Raw genomic sequence first — 25156 nt, 5'->3', positions numbered from 1 at the left:
GTAACAATAAACTCCGGTTCACACTAACCTCAATCATATCATTGTTTGGGTCCGAGAGAAAGAGGAAATACACAATTCGTTCACGTTCCGTTCGGTTCGGAGGCCCCGCTGCGGACAGGCTGAGTGTCGTGATCCTGCAGGCGCATGCGTGCGCGGAGGATGGAGGATGCCGCTCCCAGTGCACACCCGTTTTCTCCAAGCTGCGAATAGCGGACCGTAATGCGGAAGGAGGCTAAATACGAATACCGGGATGCCAGCGCATCAAGCAGGGGCCTGTTCACCCAGGGGGCGTATTGGCTCATAGCGTTGCCGACCACGATCATCTGGGGATTGAAGGTGTGCATCATATTGCCGATCCCAATGCCGAGATACGACCCTGCCTGCTTCACCGCTTCGCATGCTTTCTCGTCTCCCTGCTCGAGCAGGCTAAGCAGCCGCTCCGAGAATCCAGGTGCGTAATCCAGGCTTAGCTTCTCGGCCAATGCCCGCTCGGAGGCATAGCGCTCCCAGCAGCCTCGGTTGCCGCAGGAACAGGGGAGCCCGTCCATCTGAATGGTCGAGTGACCTACTTCTCCGGCAAGCCCCCCCGTTCCCCGGAAAAGCTCGCCGCCGAGGATGAGGCCGGCCCCGATGCCCCCGCCGGCACTGAGGTACAGCATGTCGCTGCAGTCCGCTTCGGCGCCCGCTCCGAATTCCAGCTCGCCGAGAGCCGCCAGATTCGCTTCGTTATCCAGTATTACCGGCAGTCCGAGAGAAGCTTCCAGCTCCTCCTTCCAGGAGAGATCCTTCCAGCCCGTATGCGGCACAAAGACGACATGGCCCGACGGATATTCCACGAAGCCGTGGACCCCGATCCCAACACCGATGAGCCCCAGTGGGGTGCTCTCCAGCTCCTCCCGCTCCTTCTGCAGGAGCTCCAAAATCCTCTTCAGGAAGAGTCCGGGGTCCCTCAAGGCATCTTCCCCATAAGCATACTCCGCACGCTTTCGGATCCCTCCATGGAGATCCGTCACCACAAGCAGCAGATCCGTCGGCCGCAGGTCGAGTCCGATCACACGGCCGCCGTTGCGGTTGAGCTCCAGCAACATCGGCTTCCGTCCGCCGCTGGATTCGCCAATGCCCGTCTCGATCACCAGATGGTCTCCGATGAGCTCCTCGACCAAAGCCGACACGGTGGCCCTCGTCAGACGGGTCGTCTTCGCAAGATCCGCTCTCGAGATCGGAGCCTGCCGACGGATGAGCCCCAGCAGCGTCGATTTATTTAGGCTTTTTAAAAATGTACTGTCGCCTGAAACCGGTCTTGACTTCACGTTCGTTCACCTTCCGCCCTAGTCCTGCAGATATCGTCCTATTGTATCCGATCTGCTCCTTCTTGTTAAGCGTCCGTTTGATTTTCACATTGCTATCTCTCCTCTATCGTAATATAATTTGTTTATTAAGTAAACAAAGTTGCTTGCTTATACGTTTTCTTCCAATTATCCTAACGGGGTGACATGCATGTTTTTCTTGGGGATCGATCTCGGAACATCCGCCGTCAAGTGCATTCTGGTCAATGACCGCGGCGAAGTGAAAGCGAGTGCAAGCGAGGAGTATCCTCTGCTGCAGCCTCAGCCCGGCTGGGCTGAACAGCATCCGGAGGATTGGTGGAAAGGCACTGCCGGCTGTATCCGCAAACTGCTGGAGAAGGCCGGCATCACCGGCGCTGAAGTTGCAGGTGTAGGCTTGTCGGGCCAGATGCACGGTTCGGTCTTCCTCGACAAGGAGCTGAACGTCGTCCGCCCTGCCCTGCTCTGGTGCGATCAGCGCACAGGGGCCGAGTGCGAATGGATCGAAGAGACGATCGGTAAAGAGGAGCTGGGCCGGCTAACCGGCAATAAAGCGCTCACAGGCTTCACGGCACCGAAGGTGGTGTGGCTGCGCAACCGGGAGCCGCAGAACTTCGAGCGGACCGCGCACCTGCTGCTGCCTAAGGATTATGTACGGCTGCAGCTGACCGGCGAATTCGGCATGGATATGGCCGATGCGAGCGGCACCCTCCTCCTCGACGTGGCGAACCGCCGCTGGTCCGAGGAGGTCCTCAGCAAGCTGGGTATTCCGGCCGCCTGGCTGCCGCCGCTCTTCGAGAGCAGCGACATCGCCGGCACGGTGCTCCCCGCTGCCGCCGAGCTGACCGGCCTGGCGCCCGGTACCCCGGTCGTCGCCGGCGGCGGCGACCAGGCCTGCGGCGCCGTCGGTGTAGGCGTCGTGCGCAGCGGCATCGCTTCCGTCGCCCTTGGCACCTCAGGCGTCGTCTTCGTACACGACGACACGTACCAGGCCGACGAGGAGTGCAGACTCCACTCCTTCTGCCACGGCGTGCCGGGCAACTGGCACCGGATGGGCGTCATGCTCGCAGCCGGCGGCTCGTTCCAGTGGTGGAAGAACCACTTTGCGTATGAGGAACTGCAGCGGGCCGAGCAGGAAGGCAGGGACGTCTACGAATACCTCACGGAACTGGCCTCGACGGCCCCGCTCGGGAGCGAAGGACTCCTTTTCCTGCCCTACCTCACCGGAGAGCGCACACCGCATCCTGATCCGAAGGCCCGCGGCGGTTTCATCGGGCTGAACCTGCGCCATAGCAAAGCCCATCTGACCCGTGCCGTCCTTGAGGGCATCACCTTCGGCCTGCGGGATTCCATGGAGCTCATCAAGGAGTCGGGCATCACCATCACCGAGCTTCGCGTAAACGGCGGGGGAGCCCGCAGCCGGTTCTGGCGCCAGATGATCGCCGACATCTTCGGCTACCCGGTGGTGACCGTGAACTCCACGGACGGTCCGGCTTTCGGCGCCGCAGTGATGGCCGCTTCCGGCGTCCTGAAGCGCGAGATCCCCGAGCTCTGCGAGAAGTGGATCCGGGCCGAAGACCGGGTCGAGCCGATTGCTGCTAACCAGGAGCGCTACCAGGCTTACTACGACATTTACCGTACGCTGTACGGCACGCTGAAGTCGAGCTTCCATCTCCTCAGCGACCTTGCTGCAGAGGAAGGGCACAGCTGAGCCGGAAGAAACATACTCGGGGCACTGTATTATTCGGGCCAGCTCTCCTGCGGAGCACCCGCATCCCGGCTCGCCCGATGCCGCTGAGCGGCTCCACAGCCACTCCGACATTGGCACTGTCCCCTGCCTCCCCTGTCGCATTACCGCCATCACCAGCTTCACCAGCACGAACAGCACCGCCTGCACCACCAGCTTCACGCCACAACAAAGAGGCATCCGCTCACCGCGGATGCCTCTCTATTTCTAACCGGAGCTTGTCCCGTCTCCTAGAATACCGACTGCTTCGCGCCTTCCCAGTCTTTCAGGAAGCGCTCGATCCCCGCATCCGTCAGCGGATGCTTGACCATCCCCTGGATAACCTTGTAAGGAACCGTTGCAATATGAGCGCCGAGCAGTGCCGCTTCGATGACATGTGTCGTCGTCCGGACGCTGGCCGTGATGATTTCCGATTGAATATCGTGAATAGCGAAGATTTCGCTGATTTCCTTGATCAGGTTCATCCCGATTTGGTTGATGTCATCGAGACGTCCTACGAACGGAGACACATAGGTTGCCCCTGCACGAGCTGCCAGGAGAGCCTGTGTGGAAGAGAAGATCAGGGTGACGTTGGTTTTGATGCCGAGCTCCGTGAAGATCTTCGTAGCCTTCAGCCCTTCTTCGGTCATCGGGACCTTCACCACGATGCCGTCGCCGAGCGCAGCCAGCTTCTTGCCCTGCTCCACCATCTCGTCGGCCTTCAGCGAGATCACCTCCGCGCTGATCGGCACATTGCCCACCACTTCGATGATTTCCTTCACCGTCGCGAAGAAGTCTTTGCCTTCTTTGGCAATCAGGGATGGGTTGGTGGTGACGCCGGCAATAACGCCAAGCTCATGGGCCTTGCGGATCTCATCGACATTCGCGGTATCAATAAACAACTTCATTTCTCCAAACTCCCTCTCTGCTCTTGGTTTATGGTTTGTTTATACCCGCCGTCCTTATGTACGCCCCTGCTGCTGTTCATAGCAAACGTATGTTCACGTGAACAATTCGGCATAAAAAAAACCCGCCTATGCCGTCCGGTCAACTTGTCTCAAACCTGCGCCAGCAGGTGGGTGACCGCAGAATCGGTTTTGAAGTCCCTTTTCGAGGGCAGGTCAGCCGCAATTCTATATAGGTCTCCCTAGAAACAATCATTGGTTTAAAACACGATAACCGAAACGCACATCGCAGGATTTTTTGTTTGTAGGTTTATTATAGTCTACCCTGAGGTGAAAGTAAACCTCGGCGGCCCGGCTCATTGCTGGCACTACAGAGAAAACATGGAGCTACCGGCTGAAGTCGCCGCGTTCGTCTTTGCGTTCTTCGGCTTCCCGCAGCTCCGCCCCGTCCAGTGCGGCATCCAGGGCATCACCGCCCCCTTCGGCCTCCAGCCGGGCCTGCTCAGCAGCCTCCGCCTCCTTCTCCGCAAGCTCCTGCTGTTTCTCCTGCAGCTTGCCGAAGATGAGATTGAAGTGCCAGAAGGAAACGATGGCCAACAAGCTGCCCATAAAGAATGGAATGAGGAATGTAAAAACAGCAAAGCTGATGTACAGAACGACGCCGTTCAATACGATCATCGAAATGGAACGGATCGGATTGCCGATGGTGATCAGCATGGCATTCTTCACAATCTGCAGTGTCTTCATATGCAGATGGGACAAGATGGAGAAGTAATGAAACAGCGAGATGGAAAGCAGCACGGTCAGGGACAACACCAGGAACCGGAGCACGCTGAAAAGCCCCGTCTGATTACCGTAGAATCGGAAGTTCGTGTACAAAATGACGCCGAAGAGTACATACAGCAGGCCGCCAAGCATCGCCTGCACATAGTTGCTCTTGTAGCTGCGGAAGAAGGTCTTGAAGAGAGGCACGTCCTCGTCCCCGGTCAGCCACTTCCGGGCCACACTGAACATGGCCGCCGTAGAAGGAAACAGAGTGAACGGCGAAACGATCGCCATCAGAATAAGCGTTTGCAAAACTTGATCGGTCGTCCCCGCCTGCAGCAGGATCAGCCCCAGCATAAAGAAGGGGATGCCGCATAGAATCCAAAGCACATTAATCACCGAAAGACGCATGATCCATTCGGAGATGCGGTAAAAACCGCCCATAATTCCACGAAATTCCAACTTGATGCCCTCCTTCTTGTATACCCCTATTATAGCCTAATTCCCTTCATCTAGGTAGCAGTCTATACCAAAAAGGAGTCCCGGCATAGTATATATCACCACCCGGTAAATATCATCCAAAGGAGGTTGTCACTATGGGTTATCCTGCAGCTGGTGCATGGACTTCCACGGGCACGATCCTCGTACTGTTCATCCTGCTGGTTATCGTTAGCCGCAGCCTTCTCGTGTAATGAACCGCAAAGACGCAAGGTTGACGGGTTCACCGTTCGCTCCAAGGACGGTGCCTGTCAGCTCCACATTACAGAGGGTAGAAGCCCGCGTCTCCAGGTAGTACATTCTGTAATGCTGTGAACAGCAAAAAAGAAGCAAGCACGCTCTAAGCGCGCTTGCTTCTTTGCTGTTCCCGGTGGATTACACCAGCGTTTCTTCGCTGCGGTTCGACGGACGGGAGTAGTTGCTGCCGCCGTCACGGTTACCGCGGTAGCCACCGCCGTCACGGTTGCCGCGGTAGCCGCCGCCATCACGGCCGCCTCCACCGTAGCTGCCGCCTTCACGGCGTCCGCCGTCGCGGTTGCCGCGGTAGCCGCCGCCATCACGGCTGCCGCCCCCGCCGCCGTAAGGACGGTCATTGCGGCGTGCGCTGCCTGCTGTGCCGTACGAACCGGAAGGACGACGACCGTTGCTGCGCACATCCGGTCTTCTCTTCTTCGCACGGATCGGATCTTCCGGCGTCAGCTCGATATCGACTTCCTTCTTGTCCCCGCCTGTCAGCAGCTTGAGAGCCGCCGCAAGGAGATGAACGGAATCGTGGTGCTCGAGCATGGAGATCGCCAGACCCTTGTATTCGTTGTGCTCGTCTTTCTGGAGCACTTCAAGCACACGCTCCGCCGTAACCTTCTGCTTGCCTTCGATGGCTTCTGCAAGGCTAGGTACAGGCTTCTTCGTGATGCGGTGACGCGTGATCTTCTCGATGAAGTGCAGGTGGTCAATCTCGCGCGGCGTGACGAAGGTGTAAGCTGCGCCTTCTTTGCCCGCACGGCCCGTACGGCCGATCCGGTGAACATAGCTCTCCGGATCCTGCGGAAGGTCAAAGTTGATAACGTGCGTTACGCCCGATACGTCGAGACCGCGTGCCGCTACGTCCGTAGCTACGAGCACGTCGATGCTGCCGTCGCGGAATTTGCGCATCACGTTGTCACGCTGGTTCTGGGACAGATCGCCGTGCAGGCCTTCTGCTGCGTAACCACGCTTCTGGAGCGCTTCGGAGAGCTCATCTACCCGGCGCTTCGTACGGCCGAAGATGATGGCGAGCTCAGGAGCTTCCATATCGATAAGGCGGCAGAGCGCTTCGAACTTCTGGCGCTCGTGCAGCTCGATGTAAGCTTGGTCGATCAGAGGAGCGGATACCTGCTTCGGAATGACGGAGACATGCTCCGGATCCTTCAGGAACTGCTGGGCCAGCTTCTGGATATTGATCGGCATCGTAGCCGAGAACAGCATCGTATTGCGCTCTTCCGGCACCAGGCTCAGGATGGACTTAATGTCATCCATGAAGCCCATATCAAGCATTTCGTCAGCTTCATCGAGAATGACGGTCTGCACGTCATCCAGCTTAATGGTCTTCCGATTGATATGGTCAAGGAGTCGTCCCGGCGTACCGATGATGATCTGAGGCTTCTTACGCAGGCCGCGGATCTGCTTCACAATGTCCTGGCCGCCGTAGATCGGCAGGGAGCGGATGCCCTTGAAGCGTCCGAGCTTCTCGATCTCTTCCGCCACCTGGATCGCCAGCTCGCGCGTAGGACACATGATCAGAGCGACGATCTTCTCTTCCTTCACGTCGATCTTGTTCACCAGCGGGATACCGAATGCCGCGGTCTTCCCCGTACCGGTCTGTGCCTGGCCGATCAGGTCACGGCCTTCAAGGGCTACAGGAATGGCTTTCTCCTGGATGGGCGTGGATTCCTCGAATCCCATCTCCGTGATGGCGCGCAGTACCTTGGGCTCTAGGCCGAATTCGCTAAATGTTTTCAAATGATTTCATTCTCCTTTTACTCGGGTTCTTCTGTTTTCTATACCCTTAAGTGCGACTCCTATCTTCCTAAATTTAACTCTTACCAAAGGCACCTTCCAGAAGTGCCAGAATTGAACAGTCAAGGCCGTACTTAAGAATATCTTTAGTATTATACCACATCCTGTATTCATATTCCACTGCACTTGGAAATGAAACGGAAAAACCTTATCATCGTAGTAAGGGGAACAGCATTGGGGTAATCGGTTAATAGAGCGCCATCCAACCCTGCCAACCGTACGGCAAACAACAAAGGAGCGAATGAGCATGTCCATTTGGAAACGGGCCCGTGATATCCTGAAATCGGGCAAAGAGGCGCCGCAGGAGCGTCCGTCCAATCCCTTGGAAGACACCCGGGTCGGAGATATCCTTACCGTCGACCTGGAAGAATACGTCGTTTCCGGCAAGGCCGTCTACTTCGACCAGGGGTTCCCGCCGCACCGCTTCGCTTATTATCTCCAGAACGGCAAACATATCTCATGTCTGCTCGTCGAAAAAGGCCGAAGCTACGACTGCTTCCTCTGCGAATTTGTGGAAGGCTCGCTAGACGATCCGAATGATGTTCCGACGGTATTGGATGTCGGCGGCGAAGTCACCTATGACCTCGAGCACCACCGCAGTGACCGGGTCCGTACGGAAGGCCGTACGGATTTCCGCTCGGACGACACCGTCCTTTTTTGGAGCTACCTCGGCAGCGGCGACCGGCACTTTTTCCTGCAGTGGCAGGACGGCAAATATGTGGCTATGGAGGGCCAGCGTACCCCCGGAAGCCAAATCCGGTTTATGAAAGGATCCTGATCGCTCTCGGGGCCGCCGAGGTCGGTACATCCCGTGTTGAAAAGGTCGGACGTTACATGAATGGAGGTGTTTCAAGCGTATGCGGAGCTTATGGATGCGGCTGCTTCCGGTGCTGCTGGTCCTCTCGCTGCTGGCGGGATGCACCGGTGATGCCGGCCAATATATCAAACAGAATTACCCGCTGATCGACGTGCAGGGGCAGGGCAAGAGCACGGCGAAGATCTATGCCGTCGAAGGGAAAGACGTCCCTACCGTAGCGCAGGAGATTGCGGCGAGCGAGCCCCCGCAGGAACAATCCAAATCTTCGCCTGACCAGATGTTCCTGGTGTACAGCGATAAGATTGTCAATGTCCAGAAGGATCCGAATAACGAAACCTCCACCCTGGTCGAAGTGGACACGATCACCTACGCCCGGGATAACTACGACTCCTCTTTCCTTGAGGGCTATATCACAGCCACCCTGCTGCAGTCGCTGTTCGGCGGAGGCTGGTACAGCTCCCACCGGGGAGGCTACGATTACCGGGGCTACCGGTCGACGAAGCGTTATGACGATTACGGCAAGTACCAGACCGTCCCATATCCCAGTACAGGCGGAGCAGCCAAAACACCGGGTACCGCGCCTCCCACGACTACCGACCGCAAAGGGAGCTTCACGACGCCCTCCACCCCGCCGGCATCCAAGAGCCCGGCGGGCAGCTCTGGAGATGCCGTACGGAGGAATGACGGTTCGACGCCTACTTACCGTACGCCGGCAAGCAGCGGAAGCAAGCCCGGCACCACCAAACGTTCCGGCACCTTCAAGCGCCGCAAGTGACGGGCTCTCTGGTGCCTACCGCTTTTATACACCGCGTCCCGTGAAGCCGGGACAATATCCGATGCGAAAGCAGACGGCTCCGTCTGCTTTTCCTCATTCTTTCAAGGGCTTTCCGTATCTGCGGGAAAGCCCTGAGCCGCTTCCCCCGGGGAACGGCTGCCGGCCGTACGTTTGCCCCGGAACCATTCTAGACATACTATCCTTAATAAAAGGAGGTGCAGCTGTGTTCCAGTGGTTCCAGCGTTCGTGGTTCGGTTCCTTGTTCGTATGCGCCCTCGGGGCCGCTATCGTCGCCGTCGGCTTTAACTTATTCCTGATTCCGCACCAGCTGCTCAGCGGAGGGATATCGGGTATTGCCATGATCGTCGGTTATTTTACGAATTGGCCGATCTCGCTGCTGTTCCTGCTCTTCAATCTTCCCGTCCTGATCTGGGGCCTTGTGACGATCGGCCGGCGGTTTATCCTCCTCAGCGTCTTCTCGGTTGCGATGACGACGTGGTTCATGGAGCTGGTGCCCGTCTATGCCGTGAGCAAGGACCTGATCATGTCAGCGGTTACCGCCGGGGTGCTTGTGGGACTCGGAGCCGGCATCTCGATGCGGGTCGGCGGTTCCACCGGCGGATTCGATATTATAGGGTCGATTCTGACGCGCAGACGCGATTTTTCAATCGGTACCTTCTCCTTTCTGATGAACGGGGCGATTATCATCTCGCTCGGTTATTTCAAGCAGAGCTGGGATCTGGCCCTTTATTCCATGCTGTCCATCTATATTGCCGGAAGGGTAATCGACTCCATTCATATCCGCCATGTCAAGGTTACGGTGTTCATCGTGACCAAGAAGAAGGAGGTGCTGCTGAAAAAGATGCAGAAGCTGCACCGCGGCGTTACCGTCGTGGCAACCGAAGGGGCATATACCGGGGAGGCGCAGCATATGCTGATGACGGTGACCACGCGCTATGAGCTCATTGACCTGCTTAACCTTGTCCGCCAGTGGGACCCTCAGGCTTTTGTCAATATTACGCAGACGGTCGCGGTTATGGGCCTGTTCCGCCGGTCCTGAGCAAGCCTATTTTTGCCAGTTTTACCCGAATTTCATCAAATGTACCGATACATAAGTCCGCAGGCATATGCTATAATGAGGATGTATAATTTCATAATGGATTTTCATAATGGATTCCCCTGGCTACCTGGATTGCTCGTAAGGCGTTCACGAACCGCTAAACAACAGATGACAGGAAGGGTGATGCTTGTGGAAACCGTCAAATTATCCATCATTGTTATGAAGCTGACTCCCGAGATGTATCCATTCTTGCGCAAACATGAACTCGAGTCGGAGATTGTACTTCGGAACGGCCTCGCTTCTCTGGAAGCGGATGACGCGTTAGAAATCATACAATACAGCATTTCCGAGCATCAGAAAGACGTCCACCTTCATTAGAAGGTGGCGTTTTTTCATCTTTCCCGGAAAATGTTTGGGGATTCGTAATATATTGGCGGCGACGAGCCGATAAATATATGGTAGGATACATGATAGTTGGAGTAACATCTTGGAGGTGTACAATATGGGCGCACTTTCCCCCATGCACATTATACTCATCGTAGTGGCCGTACTTTTGCTGTTCGGACCTGCGAAGCTTCCGGAGCTCGGACGAGGGTTCGGACGCATGTTCCGCGAATTCAAGGATGCGACGAACGGCAAGAGCCATCCGGAAGAGTCTCCCCGCGAGATCGAAGCGAAGAAAGAACTGACCGTATCGGCCGATGCAGTCCAGCAGACACCGAACAAATAGATCGGATTACGTCCGTACTGCCGGCTCCCAAGAGGGGGCCGGCTTTTCTTTGCTCCGGCCCCGGCGGGTGCCCCGAGTCACCTCAGGAGCCAAGATGATTCTGCAGTTCGAGCTCGACCCGCTTCATCGCTTCTTTGACGGCCCGCTGAACCACAAGCGACCGTTTATGCTCTTCATAATCCGCCTCCTCATACTGAACCCGGATCTCCGCCCTGCCGCGGCCGGCCGTTCCGATCACCAGCGCCACCGTCTCCCCCGGGTCCTCCGGCGGGGCGTCACTGTCCTCCCAGGCCGCCACCTTCAGCGTGCAGCGCAGCGAATCCCCCTCGACCCTGCTCTTCAGCGGCCCGCTGGGCTGTGCCTTCATCCATTGTCTCATGGCTCTAACCCTCCCCTTCTTTCCACTTATCTTTTCCTTTACCCGTCCGCAGCTACCCCCTTTTTTCGCAGCAAAAGAGCCTCTTCTCCCGCAGGAAAAAAGGCTCCGATTCACGGGGCTGTATTAAGAAATGCCCTTCTTCCGGTAATAGGCATGCGTACCGAGCAGCAGAACCGCAGCCGTGGCCGTCAGCACCGCCCCCCCGTAATACATGCCGCTTCCGCCCCAGTGATCCTTGACCCATCCTCCGGCGGAACCGCCAGTGATCCCTGCGAGTCCAAGGAATACCATGGACAGAAGAGCCTGTCCCGTCGACTGCAGCTCCGGCGGCACCAGCCGCACGGCATACTGCACGGAGACGATCCAGAATGCGGCGAAGGTGATGCAGTGCATCGTCTGCAGCAGCATGAGCACGGACGGGTCGGCGATCGAGCCGTAGAGCAGCCAGCGGACTGTATAGAGGACCGCGATGATGCCGAGCAGCGCCAGCTCGTGGAACTTGTGCATATACCGGCCCAGCAGGGCAAAGGTCGGAATCTCCGCTGCGGCCGCCAGAGCCCAGGCGAAGCCGAGCATCGAATCGGAAGCACCGAGATCACGAAGGTGAAGCACAAACAGCACATCGTTCATCCGGTGCGGAATCATCAGAATGAAGATCATGAGCAGGAACCACAGGAACCTGCGGTTCTTGAAGGTGCTCGCGAACATCGAGAGCGTCACCCGCGGGGCCGAGCCTTTGTCATCCTTCAGGAACAAGAGCAGCACGAACGGCAGCACCCAGATGCCCCAATACAAATAAGGAATGTTCTGCAGGCCGCCCAGCCTCTCCAGGATCCACCCCGTGGATACGGCAAGCAGTGTAAAGCCCATCGAACCAAAGAGACGAATGCGCCCGTAGCTGCCTCCCGACCGCGCCGCGGCCTTGATCGACAGGGTGTCGAGCAGCGGATTCGACGACTGCATGAAAAAGTAGAGCATGAGCATAAACAGCAGCGCCAGCGGATACCCCTGCGTTTCAAAGATCCCCACACTGGATAATACAGTCATAGCCCATAAGCCGAAAATCATAAACTTAAGGGTCTGATAACGGTCACTGAGGTAGCCCCAAAGCGGCTGTCCGAAGATCGTGACGAAAGGCCCGATCATCATGAGAAGGCCGATCTGGGAAGAGGAGTAGCCCCGTCCCTCGAAGTAGACGGGCAGGAACGGCATGAGCACCGCTGTCGTCGCATAGTAAGAGAAGGTCAGGCCTCGCAGCGTCCAAACCTGCTTGTTCATGGGCATCGTTCCTTTAAGTAGAGTCTGGCGCCAAGCCGGGGTCCGCCCTTTATGCCTTCGGCGTCTGTCCCGCAGCCAACTCTTTTATTATAATGAAAGATATTAATCTAGCAAGGAGAATGCCCGATGGAATTGCTGCTGGCCGCACTGCTCATGGCCTATGGAGGCGTTAGCGCGGAGCATCCCGGCGCCGCCTTCGAAGAAGCCGCCCTGGCCGCCGTAAGCTCGCAGGCTGCCCTGCTGCAGGCCGGTCCTCCCCTCCCCTCAGCGGGAACGATGAGCTTGACGACAGAGAAGACCGATCCCCAGAAGGATGCCCCCAAAGTCAAGGGGATCTACGTCACCGCCCACAGCGCCGCCGGCTCCCGCATGAATACGCTGCTGGAACTGCTCGACCGTACCGAGCTGAACGGCATGGTAATCGATATCAAGGATGACTGGGGCAGCATTACATTTGAGACCGGCAATCCGGAGCTCCAGGGGAGAGGCACCACCAAAAAGATCATCTCTGATCTGCCGAAGCTGATGAACACCCTTCAGGAGCATGCCATCTATCCGATCGCTCGCATCGTCGTCTTCAAGGACACGGTGCTCGCCAAGCAGCGGCCCGATCTGTCTTTCGTCCGTCCGGACGGCACGCTCTGGGGCAACTCCAAGAACCCGCCAGACAGCTTCGTCAATCCTTACATGAAAGAAGTATGGGATTATAATATCCTGATCGCCAAGGAAGCGGCGAAGGCCGGATTCAAGGAGATCCAGTTCGACTATGTCCGCTTCCCGGAAGGCTTCGAGACCCGTGCGGACACCCTGCAGTACGGCAAAGACGAGCGGAGCCGGATCGATGCGGTGGCGTCCTTCGTGCAGTATGCAAGAGAGCAGCTCAATCCTCTGGGGGTGCGGGTGTCCGTCGACATCTTCGGGTATGCGGCCTCGGTCCCCGCTGCGGAAGGCATCGGACAGGATTTTGAGAAGATCTCGCGCCAGGTGGACGTCATCTCCCCGATGGTGTACCCGAGCCACTACACGTCCGGCTGGTACGGATCGCCGGTGCCGGACGCCCGGCCCTACGCCACCATCGAAGGCTCGATGAAGGATACGCATAAGAAGCTGGAGGCGCTGCAGGGGACGAAGCCGGTCATCCGCCCGTGGATCCAGGATTTCACCGCAAGCTGGGTGCGCGGGCATATTAAGTACGGCAGGCATGAAGTCGAAGAGCAGATCCGTGCCCTGAAGGATCAAGGAGTCGACGAATATCTGCTGTGGAATGCCGTCAACACCTATACATCCGATGTGAATTACGAATAGACTCGCATGCGTCGGCCTCAGCATGAACGGCACAGCAAAAAGCCCGGTATCAGGAGTTTACTCTGATATCCGGGCTTTTTCACGGATACGGATGCCGCTGCACGGCACTTCACCTTCAAGCCGTCCCGCTCTTCTTCCCTCTGCTCAGATTCGGAATCTGCCATTCGATCGGCTCCATCCCGTTCTCTTCGAGAAAGGCATTCGCCTGGGAGAACGGCCGCGAACCGAAGAAGCCGCGGTGCGCGGACAGAGGGCTTGGATGAGCCGCACGCAGGATGCAGTGCCGCTTCTCCGTGATGAGCTGCCCTTTCTTCTGTGCCGGGCTGCCCCAGAGCAGGAAGACGATGGGCTGTTCGCGCTCGTTCAGCAGCGAGATGATGCGGTCGGTGAACTGCTCCCAGCCGTGTCCTTTATGCGAGTGGGCCTGCCCCTGTCTCACTGTCAGCACGGTGTTGAGCAGCAGAACGCCCTGCTGCGCCCACGGCTCCAGATATCCGTTATCCGGCACGGAGCATCCCAGATCATCGCGCAGTTCTTTGAACATGTTCTGAAGAGACGGCGGCGCGGGGACACCCGGTTTGACGGAGAAGCTGAGACCGTGCGCCTGCCCGGGGCCGTGATAGGGATCCTGGCCCAGGATGACTGCCTTGGTTCCGCGGTAGGACGTATATTGAAGGGCATTAAAGATGTCTTGCATCTCCGGGTAGACCGTGTGCCCGCTGTATTCCCACTTCAAAAACTCCCGGAGACGGAGATAATACTCCTTCTCGAATTCCTCGGCCAGAAGCTGCCCCCAGTCGTTCTTCAAGATGGCTGCCATCTTCGATCCCTCCTTCCTGCTTCTTACCCTCTGGATTTACTTCTTGAAGCGCCCTACCATGCCTACAAAATACTGCACCGTACGGAGCACGCGCTCTCTTGTCTTCGCATCGGCCGGTTCGCCGTCCGCCGCAAAGTCACGCTGGGATCCGCCGACCGAAATCCACTCGGGGCAGTTGATCCCGTGCACATTGCGCACGATCGTCTGCAGCTGCTGCAGGGAGCTGACGCCTACCGCGCCGCCCGCAGAAGAGACGGAGAGGGTTACTTTGCCGTCGAATTGATCGAAGCCCACCCAGTCCAGCGCATTCTTAAGCACACCCGACAGGCTGCCGTGGTATTCCGGCGTTGACAGCACAATGCCTTGGGCCTCGTTCAGCGCCTGCCTGAAGGCGGTCAGGTTCTCGTCCGGCTCCGCCTGATCCGGGCTGTAGAACGGCAGCGGCCGCTCGTAGAGATCGAACAGCGTGACTTCGCATCCGGCTTCCTCCAGCGCCCTGCCGATATAGCGGCTGAGCTGGGTGCTTGAGGCGTCTTTGCGGTTGCTTCCCGTTACGATCGTAATTTTCATGGGTTTTCCATCCTTCCGGCTGTGGCACGGCTCCTCATGGACCCGCTCAGCCTCGACTTTTTATACATTTTAATGTGTTATGTATAAATATGTCAATTGGTTCCTAGGGACGCGTTGATCCGGGGCTCGATGACGTAGCCCGAACCCTTCACCGCGCGTTTTTTCTCAAGAATGCCGGCATCCACCACTTCCGGGCTTGGAGCATAATGACGGACCAATGTTTCTTCCAAAGCATCGAAAGCCTGTGCGTCGTCTTCCGCCATCAGCACCACATATACCGTTTCCTTCTGCAACTGGACTTCGATCTTGTACATAAACATGGGTCTTCCGCCTCCCAAGGGTTGGTAGCTGCTTCCCCATCCTATCCTATTGCCGGCCGGGGGGCAACAAGTCTCTGCGCCTCGGCTGCAGGCGCCGCCTTCCATCTCATGAGATAAACGACGTCGCCTTCCTTATGGACAATGCACGTTTATTAACAATATAGGATGTGCAGCTGCTCTACCGGAACCGCCGGGAGGCAGCCAGCCTGCCGTTCTTCAATCCGATCCGGCAGGATCCCTATCCCACCGCAGTCCATACGGGAACAGAAGTGCGGGGAGTACGCCTGCCGGACGGATGGTTTCAGCTGCAGCCGCAGCCATTGGAGGTTAAAGAGCTATTTGCCTTAGACGGCCGCGATCCGCGACCTGCAGTTCGAGCCGGAAGGTGTGCGGTTCAGCCTCCGCCTCCGGTGACTGATCGTCTTGGCAGCGCGCCAGCAGAGCCGGGCCTTGGCGAGAAGATTCAAAAAAAAGCATCCGGCGCCCCGGTATCTCCGCGGGTCGGATGCTTTTTGGCTGCTGCTGACACTTCTTATTGGGACAGCCGCTTCGCGAGCTCGTACAGCTCCATGTTGAACGGCTTCTTTGTGTTGACGACCTTGTCGATGTCGGTCACGGTCAGCTCGCCCTTGATGATGCCGCAGGCCTTGCCCGAGTCGCCCTCGATCAGCTTGCGCACGGCGAAGTCGCCGAGGCTGCTCGCGAGAATACGGTCGTTGTGCGTCGGCGCTCCGCCGCGCTGGATATGGCCAAGCACGGTTACGCGCGGCTCGATGCCGTTGCGCTTGGTGATCTCCGCCGAGATCTCGTCGCCGCCGCAGACCCCTTCCGCCACGATGATGATACTGTGGCGCTTGCCCTGGGCGAAGTTCTCCGCCATCCGGTTCGAGATCTCATCCATATCATAGCCGACTTCCGGCACGATGATCGTCTCCGCGCCGCTCGCGAGGCCCGCATACAGAGCGATGTCGCCGCAGTGGCGGCCCATGACTTCCACGACCGACGAACGCTCATGCGAGCTCATCGTATCGCGCAGCTTGTTGATCGCATCAACCACGATGGATACCGCCGTGTCAAAGCCGATCGTGAAGTCGGTGAACGGGATGTCGTTGTCGATCGTGCCCGGCAGGCCCATCGTCTTGATCCCGAGCTTGCTGAGCTTGTTCGCGCCCTGGTAGGAACCGTCCCCGCCGATGACGACGAGCCCGTCGATGCCGTGCTTGCGCAGGTTGTCCGCACCGAGCTGCTGGCCTTCCGGCGTCAGGAACTCCTTACAGCGTGCCGTTTGGAGAACCGTGCCGCCGCGCTGGATGATGTCGCCTACGCTGCGGAGGTCCATCGGGCGGATGTCGTCATTGATCAAGCCCGCGTATCCGCGCTGGACGGCGAATACTTCGAGGCCGTGGAACAGGCCGCTGCGCACAACGGCGCGGACGGCTGCGTTCATCCCCTGGGAATCGCCGCCGCTGGTGAGTACTGCAATCTTTTTAACTGACATGGTATGGTTCCTCCTCGTTCAATCGCACTCCATGGTTTGTAACTATATATAGCGTCAGGCCTGGGACGTCCGGCGGATCCACAGGCTATTCACGAAGAAGAACATCCGCATGAGCGGGCTGTCCTTCATGAGCTGCCGGGACACCTGTTTGACCTGGGCCTGCTTGCTTACTTTGGGATCGGATAGGTACAGGGCCAGCAGCCCTTCGATGATCATCCGGTGAAACGCGGGATGATCGAGTCTTCGGGACCTGCGCCTTGCCTCAGCCACGATGGCGGCAATCCGCTCCACCGTGTGCGGCATACTGTCATAATAGCTGCAGAAGTTGAGGTCCCCTCCGGCCTCGTCCTCCTCCTGGTCGATCAGGTAATCGAGCAGAATGTGCAGTCCGCATATGTACGGAAAATACGTTTCGCGGATCTCCTCTGCGGCCTGCGGCGCGAGCTCGCTCTCCGAAGCCGCGACGAAGAGCATGAACATGCCGAGCGTCGACCCGGTGGCTGCTGCAAATTCATTCCATGCGATGGACGGATACCGGTTTCGGTGTCCCTCCCACCACCGGAGCAGCGACTCTTCCCGCAGGTCGGGGCGGATATGCTTATACACCTGCAGATCGCAGTACAGACCCACCAGCTCCCGAACCTGCCCCGACACATGGGCATAGGAAGGAAGCAGCCGGATGCTGGCCTGGCAGGTTTTGACGAGATCGTTCAGATACCCGCCGTCCTCCCGCTCGCTGCGAAAGGCATAGTAGTCATGAAGCGGCTCAGACGGATCGACCGCATCGAGCATCGACTGGTGAAGCTGCCGGAAATCCTCCGGATCAAGCGAGGTGCTCCGGTCGCACAGGTTGTCGAGATAGTCGCTGATCGTCTGCAGCGCCACGATCAGCGGAATAAGCACATGCCGCATCGGCATGTTGGCTACGGCATAGACGGCGCCCCCTTCGCAGTGGAACTGCTTGCTGGCCATGGAAGCGAGCGCCTGACGGCGAAGCTCCGCATCGGGAATCGCCTGGGCGCGCATACGCCAGTGCTTCAGCTGCTCCCTGACGCCAGGGAGCACGTAGCGGTACACCCGGAGCATCAGGGAGAAGGGGTTCCCCGGGGCGGCGGATCTGTGTGCGGGCTTACGCAAAAAGACCGCCTTCTCCGCCCGAACGGACATAGCAGTAGTCCAGCAGTCCGCGAAGCTCCAGCCACTGCAGGTGTTTCAGATGAGCTTCCGCCCCTTCGTCCCTTGATCGGGTAACCTGCTGTTCCACCGCTTCCGTTAAGGTAAAGGGATCATATGCCCTCTGCGACGCCATCGCCTCGAGCTTCTTCCTCAGCGCCGGGCTTCCCACCCGGGTCAAATCCTGCTCCTGCAGGTAAGCCTGCATACGGCTCCCGAGCGCTTCTGAGAACGGATGCCGGCCGGCCAGCCGCAGCCAGTACTGCGCGTTGGGATAATCCCCCTCCATGCGGTGCATGATGCCGTGGAGCAGGCTGCCTTCGGGCGTGTGCAGCTCCTGCGAGAGTTCATGCGAAGCATCCAGGCTCTCATTGAAGAGATGCAGCGCCGACTTCACGGCCAGCGCGAACGGCTTCTCCCCTTCGCTGAAGCCCTCTACGGAAAGCTTGCCTATGCGGATGTCGTCGAGCTCATCGAGTTCTTCAGCCGGATACAGAGACGGCTCGTGGGCCGCCAGACGCTGAGCCAGCGTCTTGAAGTGTTCTTTCCAAGCCAAGCGGTTCGCCTCCTCCTTGTGCCGCCGCTCGGCGGCGGGCTAGAGGTGGGTCTTGCCCACCGAGATGTCCTGATGTACGCGGAACCAGATATGCAGCTCGTTGATCGTGCTCGCCAGCTCGGCGATCTCGGTGTTGAGCCGGCAGGAACTCACAAAGTTGTCCTCGACGTTCAGCTGGTCCTGCCTGGCGATAATCATCGTTTCGAGTCGTTTTATCCGATCGGGGATCATGCCCCGGATTTCTTCCCACCGCAGCAGAATCGCTTCCTGTTCCCGTTCGCTGTAATCTTCGAAATCCTTGTCCAGACGAGGCAGCGGGATTCCCAGACGTTCGTCGAATACAAAGAGATGATCCATGTCTGTTCCACCTTTCTCTCCCAGCATGCGGTCAGCCGTGCACAGGTTGTACAGCAGAATATCTATATTAATGTATCACGAACGTTGAAAGGCTTCCAGTGCCCCAGTAAATTTTATTAAAGTAAACGCTCCACATATGTCGATTCAATGCTATAATGTCTAAACTGAAAAGAGGGGATCGCCATGCCACAAGGGACCAAGGAGCGCGTGACGCTTCGGCAGCTGTTCGCATTCTTCCTGCCGCTCGGCCTGTCCGCCAGCCTCGTTACCATCTCTCACGTCATCATCAACAGCACGCTTGCCCGCTCGGCATCGCCCGAGTTCATCATTGCATGCTACGCTCTGCCGATGAGCATTCTCGGTATCACGGAGCGGCCGGCGGTCCTGCTGAGGCAGACCTGCTCGGCCTTGGTGCGGGACCGGCGCTCCTTCCGTGCGATGTCGCTCGTTGCCTTCTACGTGCTCGGCTCGGTGTTCGTGCTCGGCGGCGTTATCTCTTACACTCCGCTCGGCCCGTGGATCTTCACGAACCTCTTCGGAGCCGGAGAGGAAATGGTCCCGTCCATGCTCACGGTGTACCGGGTGCTCATGTTCGTGAGCATCTTCTCCGGTCTGCGCTGCCTCTTCCACGGCATCATTATCTATAATATGAGGACCAAATGGCTGACGATCGGCATGGGAATCCGGCTCCTCGGGATGTATCTGCTTTCCCTGTACTACATCCGGACCGGAGTCGACAGTGCGGTGGTCGGAGCGGTCATCTTCCTCTCCGGAATGATCATCGAAGCAGCGGTCTCCGTCTGGGAAGGCCGCTCCCTGCTCCGCCGGGTGATTCCGGAGGTGAAGGAAGGCCATGAGATCGCCTCGGCCTCCCAGATCTTCCCTTTCTATAGACCGCTGCTCTACTCGTCTTTCATAGCGGTCATTGCGGGACCTGCGATCAACGCCTTTCTCGGCAAAACGACCGACATCGCCCTGGCGATCGCATCGTTCGCTATTGCGGGCAGTGTGACCCAGCTCGTCCAGAGCTTCTTCTCGTACATACACCAGATTGTGCTGAACTTTCACCGTAAGGACCCGGCGGCCGTGCTGCGCTTCACGCTCATGCTCTCGTTCATCCCGGCCACGCTGCTCGCCATCCTGTGCTTTACGCCGGCCGGCCCCTGGTTCCTGCAGCACGTGATGGGCGCCAGCGAGAGGCTGATGCTTGCCAGCCTGTCCACTTTGAAGATATTTATGCTTATGGTGCTGCTCTTCCCTTGGCTGGATTTCGGCAACGGGCTGCTCATGCTCCGCAGTCAGACCAAGGTAATGGTCTGGTCGCAGGCGGCCAACGTAACGATGACCCTCGCGGCCCTGTTCCTCGGCGTGCTCTGGAATCCCGCCTGGAATGGCGCCATCGGCGCGCTGGCCCAGTCGCTCGGGATCGCCGCCGAGTTGTCCGTAGTCTTCTATGTGCTGCGGGAGACATCCAAAGCGGAGGCCCGCCTGCCGAGCAGCCTGCTGGCGTCCCCGCCAAAACCTAACGAATCGAGTGAATCCGAATGACCGATACACAGGAAACCGGCAGCCCGACGCTGCTCCGGTGTTTCACGTTTTCCTTTTTTATGACCGTGGCCGTCATTACGTCTTACTTCCCGCTCTACTTCCAGTCCAAGGGCTTCTCCACCCTTCAGATCGGGCTCCTGTACTCGGTCGGTCCGATGATCGGCATCGTCTCGAACCTGTTCTGGGGGGTGATGAGCGACCGCTTCCGGACGGTCAAGAAGGTGCTGGTCCTCATCCTGATCGGCCAGCTCACGATGGCCTTCCTGGTGTTCCGGTCCGACGCGTTCGGTCTCCTCATGCTGCTCATGGGCGTGTTCTTCTTCTTCCAGACGCCGATGACCTCGCTGAGCGACTCGCTGTCTCTGCTGACCGCAAGCCGGACGGGCAAAAGCTACGCCTCGTTCCGCGTCTGGGGCTCGATCGGCTTCGCCTTCGCCGCGCTGGTCTTCGGCCAGCTGCTGCGAAGCTATGGATCGGGACTTACCGTCGTTCTCGTACTCGGCACCATCTCCTGTTCGCTCGCCCTATCGCTCTTCCTCAAGGATGCCAGGGAAGCGGGCGTCAAGAAGCCGGATTTCTCGGGCCTGATGCCGATCATCGGCTCCCGGCCCTTCGTGGCGTTCATGCTGACCGTGCTCGTGCTCTCGATCGCCCACCGGATGAACGACGGCTTCCTCGCCCTGTTCCTGCAGCGGCTCGGGGCCGATGCGTCCATCGTCGGGAACTCGTGGATGGCCTCTGCGCTCAGCGAGATTCCCGTATTCTTCCTCCTGAGCAAGTACGGCCACAAGCTGAAGGAGCTCCCGCTGCTCGCCGTGTGCGCGGCAATGTATGCGTTCCGCTTCCTGCTCATGAGCCAGGTCGAGAATCCGCAGTGGGTGATCGTCATTCAGCTGATGCACTCGGTCTCCTTCGGGGTCTTCCTCTTCACCTGCATCCGCTATATCCAGAGCGTGGTTCCCGACCAGTTCCGGGCGAGCGGTCAGGCCCTCTTCGCCATCACCTGGTCCGGGCTCGCCGGGCTGCTCAGCGGCCTGCTGGGCGGCTGGCTGTTCAATAGCTGGAGCCCCCATGCGATGTACGGCGCCGCCTCCGCCCTGGCCCTCCTCGGCATGCTGGGCTTCCTTGTCCTTCATGCGAAGACAAGAGACGGCTCGCTGGAAGCGGAGATGGAACGCGGGAAGGAGTAAACCCGCCTCTCTCCGGCTCCGCACGAAGCAGAACGCACGGCCGCCTCGCTAGTCCTTGCAGCCGAGCCCGCACGGCCTTTTGAAAGATCTATTGAAGCCGGACACCGTCTTGCAGGTAAGACGATGCCCGGCTTTTTTTGCGTACAGTTCCTTCAATGAGCCCCCTATTTCTTAACTATTCCTTAATGTGTAACTTTTGGCAAAAGGAAATCGTCTGTTATCTGGGACTACAGCGTCCGACAATGCAAGACCTTGGAGGGAACCCTGTGTTAGCCGTACGAGGATTATCCCATAGCTTCACGAACGGCACCGAAACGACCCCCGTCCTGCAGCAGATCGACTTCGAAGTCGAAGCGGGCGGTCTGGTGTCGCTGCTCGGCAGCTCCGGCTCCGGCAAATCGACCCTGCTGAACCTCATGGCCGGGCTCATGAAGCCGACAGCCGGCTCTATCCTCATCAACGGGGAGCCCATCGAGCGCATGAGCGAGAACCGGCTCGCCGAGTTCCGGCGGTCGCAGATCGGCTTTATCTTTCAATCCTACGAGCTCATCCCCCATCTCACCGTAAGGGAGAATGTGGAGCTCCCCCTTGTTTTTCAGGGTGTCAGACCGAAGGTGCGGCGCGAGAAGGCCGACAGCCTGCTGACCCGCGTCGGCATCGGGGACAAGGGCGCGCTCTTCCCCTCCCAGCTCTCGGGAGGCCAGCAGCAGCGCGTCTCCATCGCCCGCTCGCTTGTGACCGAGCCCGCGATCGTGTTCGCTGACGAGCCGACCGGCAACCTCGACACGAAGACGGAGGAGGAGATCATCGCCCTGCTCCTGGAGCTGAACGTTACGCTCGGGATCACCTTCGTGATCGTCACGCACGAGCTGGAAGTCGCCAAACGGACCCGGCGCGTGATCCACCTGCGGGACGGACGGCTCGTGGAAGACCTCCGTCAGGAGGTGCTGCCGCCATGAGGATGGGCGATTATCTGCGCCTTGGGTGGGACCAGCTGCGGCGGCGCATTGTCGTCACCCTGCTGTGCGCCATGGGCCTGGCGATCGGTTCCTCCTCCATTATCGTAGCGTTGGCCTTCGGCGAATCGATCCAGACCCTCGCCCGCAATTCGATGAACCAGTTCCTGAGCATGGACGAGATCCTGGTCGCACCGGGGGACAGCACCGAAGGAGCGGCCGATTCCCAGGCAAGTGAGCTTACGCAGACGAAGATCGGGGTCATCCGCGGACTTCCTCACGTGAAGGCAGTTGCTTCCCTCCGGACCCTGAACAGCCTTTCCTTCGAGCTGGGGGGCAAGCGGGGGTACCTGAATGAAGTCCATATTACCGAGCTCGGTACCCTGCAGGACTTCGGCATCGAATTCGGACAGGGCGGCAGCTCGCTGGAGGGAGAAAATGCGATCGTGCTAACCTACGGCGCGACCATGGGATTGCTGGATGCGAACACCTCCGAGTCCATCGCAAAGCAGGCACGGAGCGGACAGCGGCGGGAAGCCCAGGCCGCCTGGCGCACCTATCAGCTTATTCCTTATCCCATGTACCAGAAGCAGCTGCTGCTGAAGCCGGAAGCCCCCTCTGGAGCAGTCAGCACGGATGACCGGTCGGCCGGCAGCGTCATCTCCCTGCCGGCCAGGGTGGCGGGCATCATCAAGAAGCCCGAGGGCGCCTCCGAGGAGGCCGCTTCCCGGCAGAAAACGGCCTATGTTTCCCCGCAGCTCGGCGAGCGTCTGATCGAAGAGTTGGAGCGAGCGGGAGACGAAAGAGCGAAAGCCATCCGCCGCACGGGCGGCGCCACCTTCAGCCAGGTCAAAATCAAGGCGGATGACGTAGCGAATGTGAAGACCCTGGAAGAGATGCTGAAGAAGCTGAACCTGAACGTGCAGACCAACCTTCACTATGAGGAGCGGATGAAGCAGGAGTTCCTGATGATCCGTCTCATTTTTGCGGGGGCCGGCCTGTTCATCCTGTTCGTCGCTTCCATCTCCATCGTGGTCGCCATGACAATGTCCACCTACCAGCGCCGGCGGCAGATCGGGATCATGAAGGTGCTTGGGGCGAACCTGCGGCAGATCCGGCACATGTTCATGGTGGAGTCCGCCCTGCTGGGACTTGTCGGAGGATGCATCGGCATCCTGTTCTCTTACTGGGTCATCTGGGGCATCAATATCGCCCTGCTGAAGCTGGCGGACGTCCCCGGTGAGGAGACGCTCTTCATCTCCCCGTGGATTCTCCCGGTGGGCCTGTTCTTCGCGGTGCTGACCGGCGTGCTCTCCGGGATCTACCCCGCCGTCAACGCTTCCCGCACCGATGCCCTGACCGCGATCAAACGCGACTGAGCCCTGCAATCTGTCACGGGACGTGGAATTGTACAGAAAGGAAGTCGGACTAATGAGCAAAAAGAAATGGCTGGCGGGAAGCGCCGCCGTCCTTGCGCTGGGCGTTACCGCCCTGCTCTACAGCCTGAGCCATCCTTCGGGCGACCGGCAGGCCGCCCCCGCCGCCGTACCGGCCATCATATTCCCCGTTACGAGGGAAGACATCATCTCCACCGTGGAGGTGAAGGGCAAATCCTCCTACCAACAGGAGACCTATGTCAATGCCCCCTTCGGAGCGGAAGTGAAGACATGGGCGGTGAAGGACGGGGCCCAGGTGGCCAAGGGAGACCTGCTGTTCCGCCTGGACGATACGCTCCTGCGCAATGAAATCGCAGAGCTGCAGACCGGCGCGAAGAAGCAGGAGCTCGAGAGTCGGCTCGCCCGGTTCCGCCAGTCGGCCCAGGGCGCACAAGCGGACGCAGCGCAGCTCTCCGAAGCGGAGGCCAAAGAACGGTTCGCCAATGCCGAGAGCGTTCGTATCACAGAGGAGATCGGAGCGCTGACGCTGGAGCATACCCGGGCGCAGCTGGCGGAGAAGATGAGCAAGCTGGCCGGAGCGGCTTATCATGCGCCCGAAGCCGGCATCTTCCTCTTCGACGATACGAAGGAGCCCGAATCGGTCAAGGAGCATGAGCGCATCGGCCGGATCGTCGACGTGACGAAGCTGCAGCTGATCTGCATGGTCAGCGAGTTCGACCTGTTCAGCATCCAGGAAGGGCTGACCGCCGAAGTACAGGTCGACGCCTTAAAGGATGTGAAGCTGAAGGGCAAAGTCGAACGCCTCTCCAAATTCGCGAAGGCCGCCGACAACGGCAGCTCTTCGGGAACGGCAGGCACAACGACTGCGGCACCGTTCGAGGTTGTCATCTCGCTGGAGCCCCATGAGCGGCTGATCGCCGGACTCAGCCTCACGGCTACGATCGAGACGGGGCGCAAGAGCAGCGTGCTCACGGTCCCCACGCTGGCTGTCCAGCGGGACAAGGAAGGCCCGTATGTCATGATCCGGGGAGCGCAGGGGGCCGCCGAACGCCGGGCGGTCAAGCTGGGGTTGGAGACGCCGGAGAAGACGGAGATCGCGGAGGGAGTCGCGGAGGGGGAAACCGTGGTGCTCCAGTAGACACGGCATACTGCA

General features: G+C 58.8%; 26 protein-coding genes and 1 other RNA gene. 13 read left to right on the top strand and 14 right to left on the bottom strand.

The features are described 5' to 3' along the window. Positions 1-80: 80 nt before the first annotated feature. Positions 81-1310 carry an ROK family protein gene (locus ACP26L_RS09825; protein ID WP_426452353.1) on the bottom strand — a complete coding sequence of 410 codons (1230 nt, stop codon included), beginning with the start codon at positions 1308-1310 and terminating at the stop codon, positions 81-83. A 187-nt stretch (positions 1311-1497) separates the two neighbouring features. Here ACP26L_RS09825 and xylB point away from each other — a divergent pair, with 187 nt between their 5' ends. After that, positions 1498-3036 (top strand): xylulokinase, encoded by a 1539-nt coding sequence (xylB, locus tag ACP26L_RS09820; RefSeq protein WP_426452352.1) that lies wholly within the window; start codon positions 1498-1500, stop codon positions 3034-3036. Between the two features lie 266 nt (positions 3037-3302). Here the strand turns inward: xylB and fsa are convergent, their stop codons facing one another. The 3 genes from fsa to ACP26L_RS09805 form a co-directional block, all read right to left on the bottom strand. Then, positions 3303-3959: a fructose-6-phosphate aldolase gene (gene fsa / locus ACP26L_RS09815; protein WP_426452351.1), complete on the bottom strand. Its 657-nt coding sequence runs from the start codon at positions 3957-3959 to the stop codon at positions 3303-3305. 115 nt (positions 3960-4074) lie between these two features. Continuing rightward, positions 4075-4254: non-coding RNA, 6S RNA (gene ssrS / locus ACP26L_RS09810), on the bottom strand. Positions 4255-4343: 89 nt separating this feature from the next. Then, a complete protein-coding gene (locus ACP26L_RS09805) occupies positions 4344-5183 on the bottom strand; it encodes a YesL family protein (RefSeq protein ID WP_426452350.1) in 840 nt (279 codons plus the stop codon). Positions 5184-5317: 134 nt separating this feature from the next. Here ACP26L_RS09805 and ACP26L_RS09800 point away from each other — a divergent pair, with 134 nt between their 5' ends. After that, a complete protein-coding gene (locus ACP26L_RS09800; RefSeq protein ID WP_014369301.1) occupies positions 5318-5413 on the top strand; it encodes a hypothetical protein in 96 nt (31 codons plus the stop codon). Positions 5414-5594: 181 nt separating this feature from the next. Here ACP26L_RS09800 and ACP26L_RS09795 read toward each other — a convergent pair whose 3' ends face one another. Beyond that, positions 5595-7217: a DEAD/DEAH box helicase gene (locus ACP26L_RS09795; protein WP_426452348.1), complete on the bottom strand. Its 1623-nt coding sequence runs from the start codon at positions 7215-7217 to the stop codon at positions 5595-5597. A 304-nt stretch (positions 7218-7521) separates the two neighbouring features. Here ACP26L_RS09795 and ACP26L_RS09790 point away from each other — a divergent pair, with 304 nt between their 5' ends. The 5 genes from ACP26L_RS09790 to ACP26L_RS09770 all read left to right on the top strand — a co-directional run bounded on the left by ACP26L_RS09790 (position 7522) and on the right by ACP26L_RS09770 (position 10656). Further along, a complete protein-coding gene (locus ACP26L_RS09790) occupies positions 7522-8052 on the top strand; it encodes a DUF4178 domain-containing protein (RefSeq protein ID WP_426452346.1) in 531 nt (176 codons plus the stop codon). A gap of 79 nt (positions 8053-8131) precedes the next feature. Continuing rightward, positions 8132-8866 carry a DUF4247 domain-containing protein gene (locus tag ACP26L_RS09785; RefSeq protein ID WP_426452345.1) on the top strand — a complete coding sequence of 245 codons (735 nt, stop codon included), beginning with the start codon at positions 8132-8134 and terminating at the stop codon, positions 8864-8866. 223 nt (positions 8867-9089) lie between these two features. Continuing rightward, positions 9090-9926 carry a YitT family protein gene (locus ACP26L_RS09780; protein ID WP_426452343.1) on the top strand — a complete coding sequence of 279 codons (837 nt, stop codon included), beginning with the start codon at positions 9090-9092 and terminating at the stop codon, positions 9924-9926. A gap of 183 nt (positions 9927-10109) precedes the next feature. Beyond that, the gene (locus ACP26L_RS09775) at positions 10110-10304 is read left to right on the top strand and encodes a hypothetical protein (RefSeq protein ID WP_013915329.1); all 195 of its coding nucleotides are present in this window, start codon (positions 10110-10112) and stop codon (positions 10302-10304) included. Between the two features lie 124 nt (positions 10305-10428). Beyond that, a complete protein-coding gene (locus ACP26L_RS09770; protein WP_426452342.1) occupies positions 10429-10656 on the top strand; it encodes a Sec-independent protein translocase subunit TatA/TatB in 228 nt (75 codons plus the stop codon). Between the two features lie 82 nt (positions 10657-10738). Here the strand turns inward: ACP26L_RS09770 and ACP26L_RS09765 are convergent, their stop codons facing one another. Further along, complete coding sequence (locus ACP26L_RS09765; RefSeq protein WP_426452341.1) at positions 10739-11035, bottom strand: hypothetical protein; 297 nt, start codon at positions 11033-11035, stop codon at positions 10739-10741. Between the two features lie 123 nt (positions 11036-11158). Next, positions 11159-12313: an MFS transporter gene (locus tag ACP26L_RS09760; RefSeq protein ID WP_426452339.1), complete on the bottom strand. Its 1155-nt coding sequence runs from the start codon at positions 12311-12313 to the stop codon at positions 11159-11161. 126 nt (positions 12314-12439) lie between these two features. Here ACP26L_RS09760 and ACP26L_RS09755 point away from each other — a divergent pair, with 126 nt between their 5' ends. After that, positions 12440-13618, top strand: a complete 1179-nt coding sequence (locus ACP26L_RS09755) for a putative glycoside hydrolase (protein ID WP_426452337.1) — start codon at positions 12440-12442, stop codon at positions 13616-13618. Positions 13619-13733: 115 nt separating this feature from the next. Here ACP26L_RS09755 and ACP26L_RS09750 read toward each other — a convergent pair whose 3' ends face one another. From ACP26L_RS09750 to ACP26L_RS09720, 7 genes are all read right to left on the bottom strand, one after another. Continuing rightward, entirely contained in the window at positions 13734-14438 is a 705-nt protein-coding gene (locus ACP26L_RS09750; protein WP_426452336.1) for a uracil-DNA glycosylase, read from the bottom strand. Between the two features lie 36 nt (positions 14439-14474). Further along, on the bottom strand, positions 14475-15008 hold the full coding sequence (locus tag ACP26L_RS09745) for an NADPH-dependent FMN reductase (protein ID WP_426452334.1): 534 nt from the start codon (positions 15006-15008) through the stop codon (positions 14475-14477). 92 nt (positions 15009-15100) lie between these two features. Next, complete coding sequence (locus ACP26L_RS09740; protein ID WP_426452333.1) at positions 15101-15328, bottom strand: DUF3906 family protein; 228 nt, start codon at positions 15326-15328, stop codon at positions 15101-15103. Between the two features lie 532 nt (positions 15329-15860). Then, a complete protein-coding gene (pfkA, locus tag ACP26L_RS09735) occupies positions 15861-16826 on the bottom strand; it encodes a 6-phosphofructokinase (RefSeq protein WP_426452332.1) in 966 nt (321 codons plus the stop codon). A gap of 54 nt (positions 16827-16880) precedes the next feature. Then, the gene (locus ACP26L_RS09730; RefSeq protein WP_426454877.1) at positions 16881-17912 is read right to left on the bottom strand and encodes a tetraprenyl-beta-curcumene synthase family protein; all 1032 of its coding nucleotides are present in this window, start codon (positions 17910-17912) and stop codon (positions 16881-16883) included. Between the two features lie 43 nt (positions 17913-17955). After that, entirely contained in the window at positions 17956-18555 is a 600-nt protein-coding gene (locus tag ACP26L_RS09725; RefSeq protein ID WP_426452330.1) for a hypothetical protein, read from the bottom strand. 39 nt (positions 18556-18594) lie between these two features. Then, the gene (locus ACP26L_RS09720) at positions 18595-18912 is read right to left on the bottom strand and encodes a hypothetical protein (RefSeq protein ID WP_426452329.1); all 318 of its coding nucleotides are present in this window, start codon (positions 18910-18912) and stop codon (positions 18595-18597) included. A 183-nt stretch (positions 18913-19095) separates the two neighbouring features. Here ACP26L_RS09720 and ACP26L_RS09715 point away from each other — a divergent pair, with 183 nt between their 5' ends. The 5 genes from ACP26L_RS09715 (at position 19096) to ACP26L_RS09695 (ending at position 25141) form a co-directional block, all read left to right on the top strand. Continuing rightward, positions 19096-20460: a multi antimicrobial extrusion protein MatE gene (locus ACP26L_RS09715; protein ID WP_426452328.1), complete on the top strand. Its 1365-nt coding sequence runs from the start codon at positions 19096-19098 to the stop codon at positions 20458-20460. Then, positions 20457-21650 (top strand): MFS transporter, encoded by a 1194-nt coding sequence (locus ACP26L_RS09710; RefSeq protein ID WP_426452327.1) that lies wholly within the window; start codon positions 20457-20459, stop codon positions 21648-21650. Before ACP26L_RS09715 ends, ACP26L_RS09710 begins: the two co-directional genes overlap by 4 nt. A gap of 266 nt (positions 21651-21916) precedes the next feature. Continuing rightward, positions 21917-22609, top strand: a complete 693-nt coding sequence (locus ACP26L_RS09705) for an ABC transporter ATP-binding protein (protein ID WP_426452326.1) — start codon at positions 21917-21919, stop codon at positions 22607-22609. Further along, the gene (locus ACP26L_RS09700; RefSeq protein WP_426452324.1) at positions 22606-23985 is read left to right on the top strand and encodes an ABC transporter permease; all 1380 of its coding nucleotides are present in this window, start codon (positions 22606-22608) and stop codon (positions 23983-23985) included. Before ACP26L_RS09705 ends, ACP26L_RS09700 begins: the two co-directional genes overlap by 4 nt. A gap of 52 nt (positions 23986-24037) precedes the next feature. Beyond that, positions 24038-25141, top strand: a complete 1104-nt coding sequence (locus ACP26L_RS09695; RefSeq protein ID WP_426452323.1) for an efflux RND transporter periplasmic adaptor subunit — start codon at positions 24038-24040, stop codon at positions 25139-25141. The last annotated feature ends 15 nt before the right edge of the window (positions 25142-25156 follow it).

This window comes from Paenibacillus sp. S-38 (assembly GCF_049942825.1).
Lineage (GTDB): Bacteria > Bacillota > Bacilli > Paenibacillales > NBRC-103111 > Paenibacillus_G.
The sequence above is the reverse complement of the archived record's forward strand: the minus strand, read 5'-3'. Positions and strand labels throughout refer to the sequence as shown.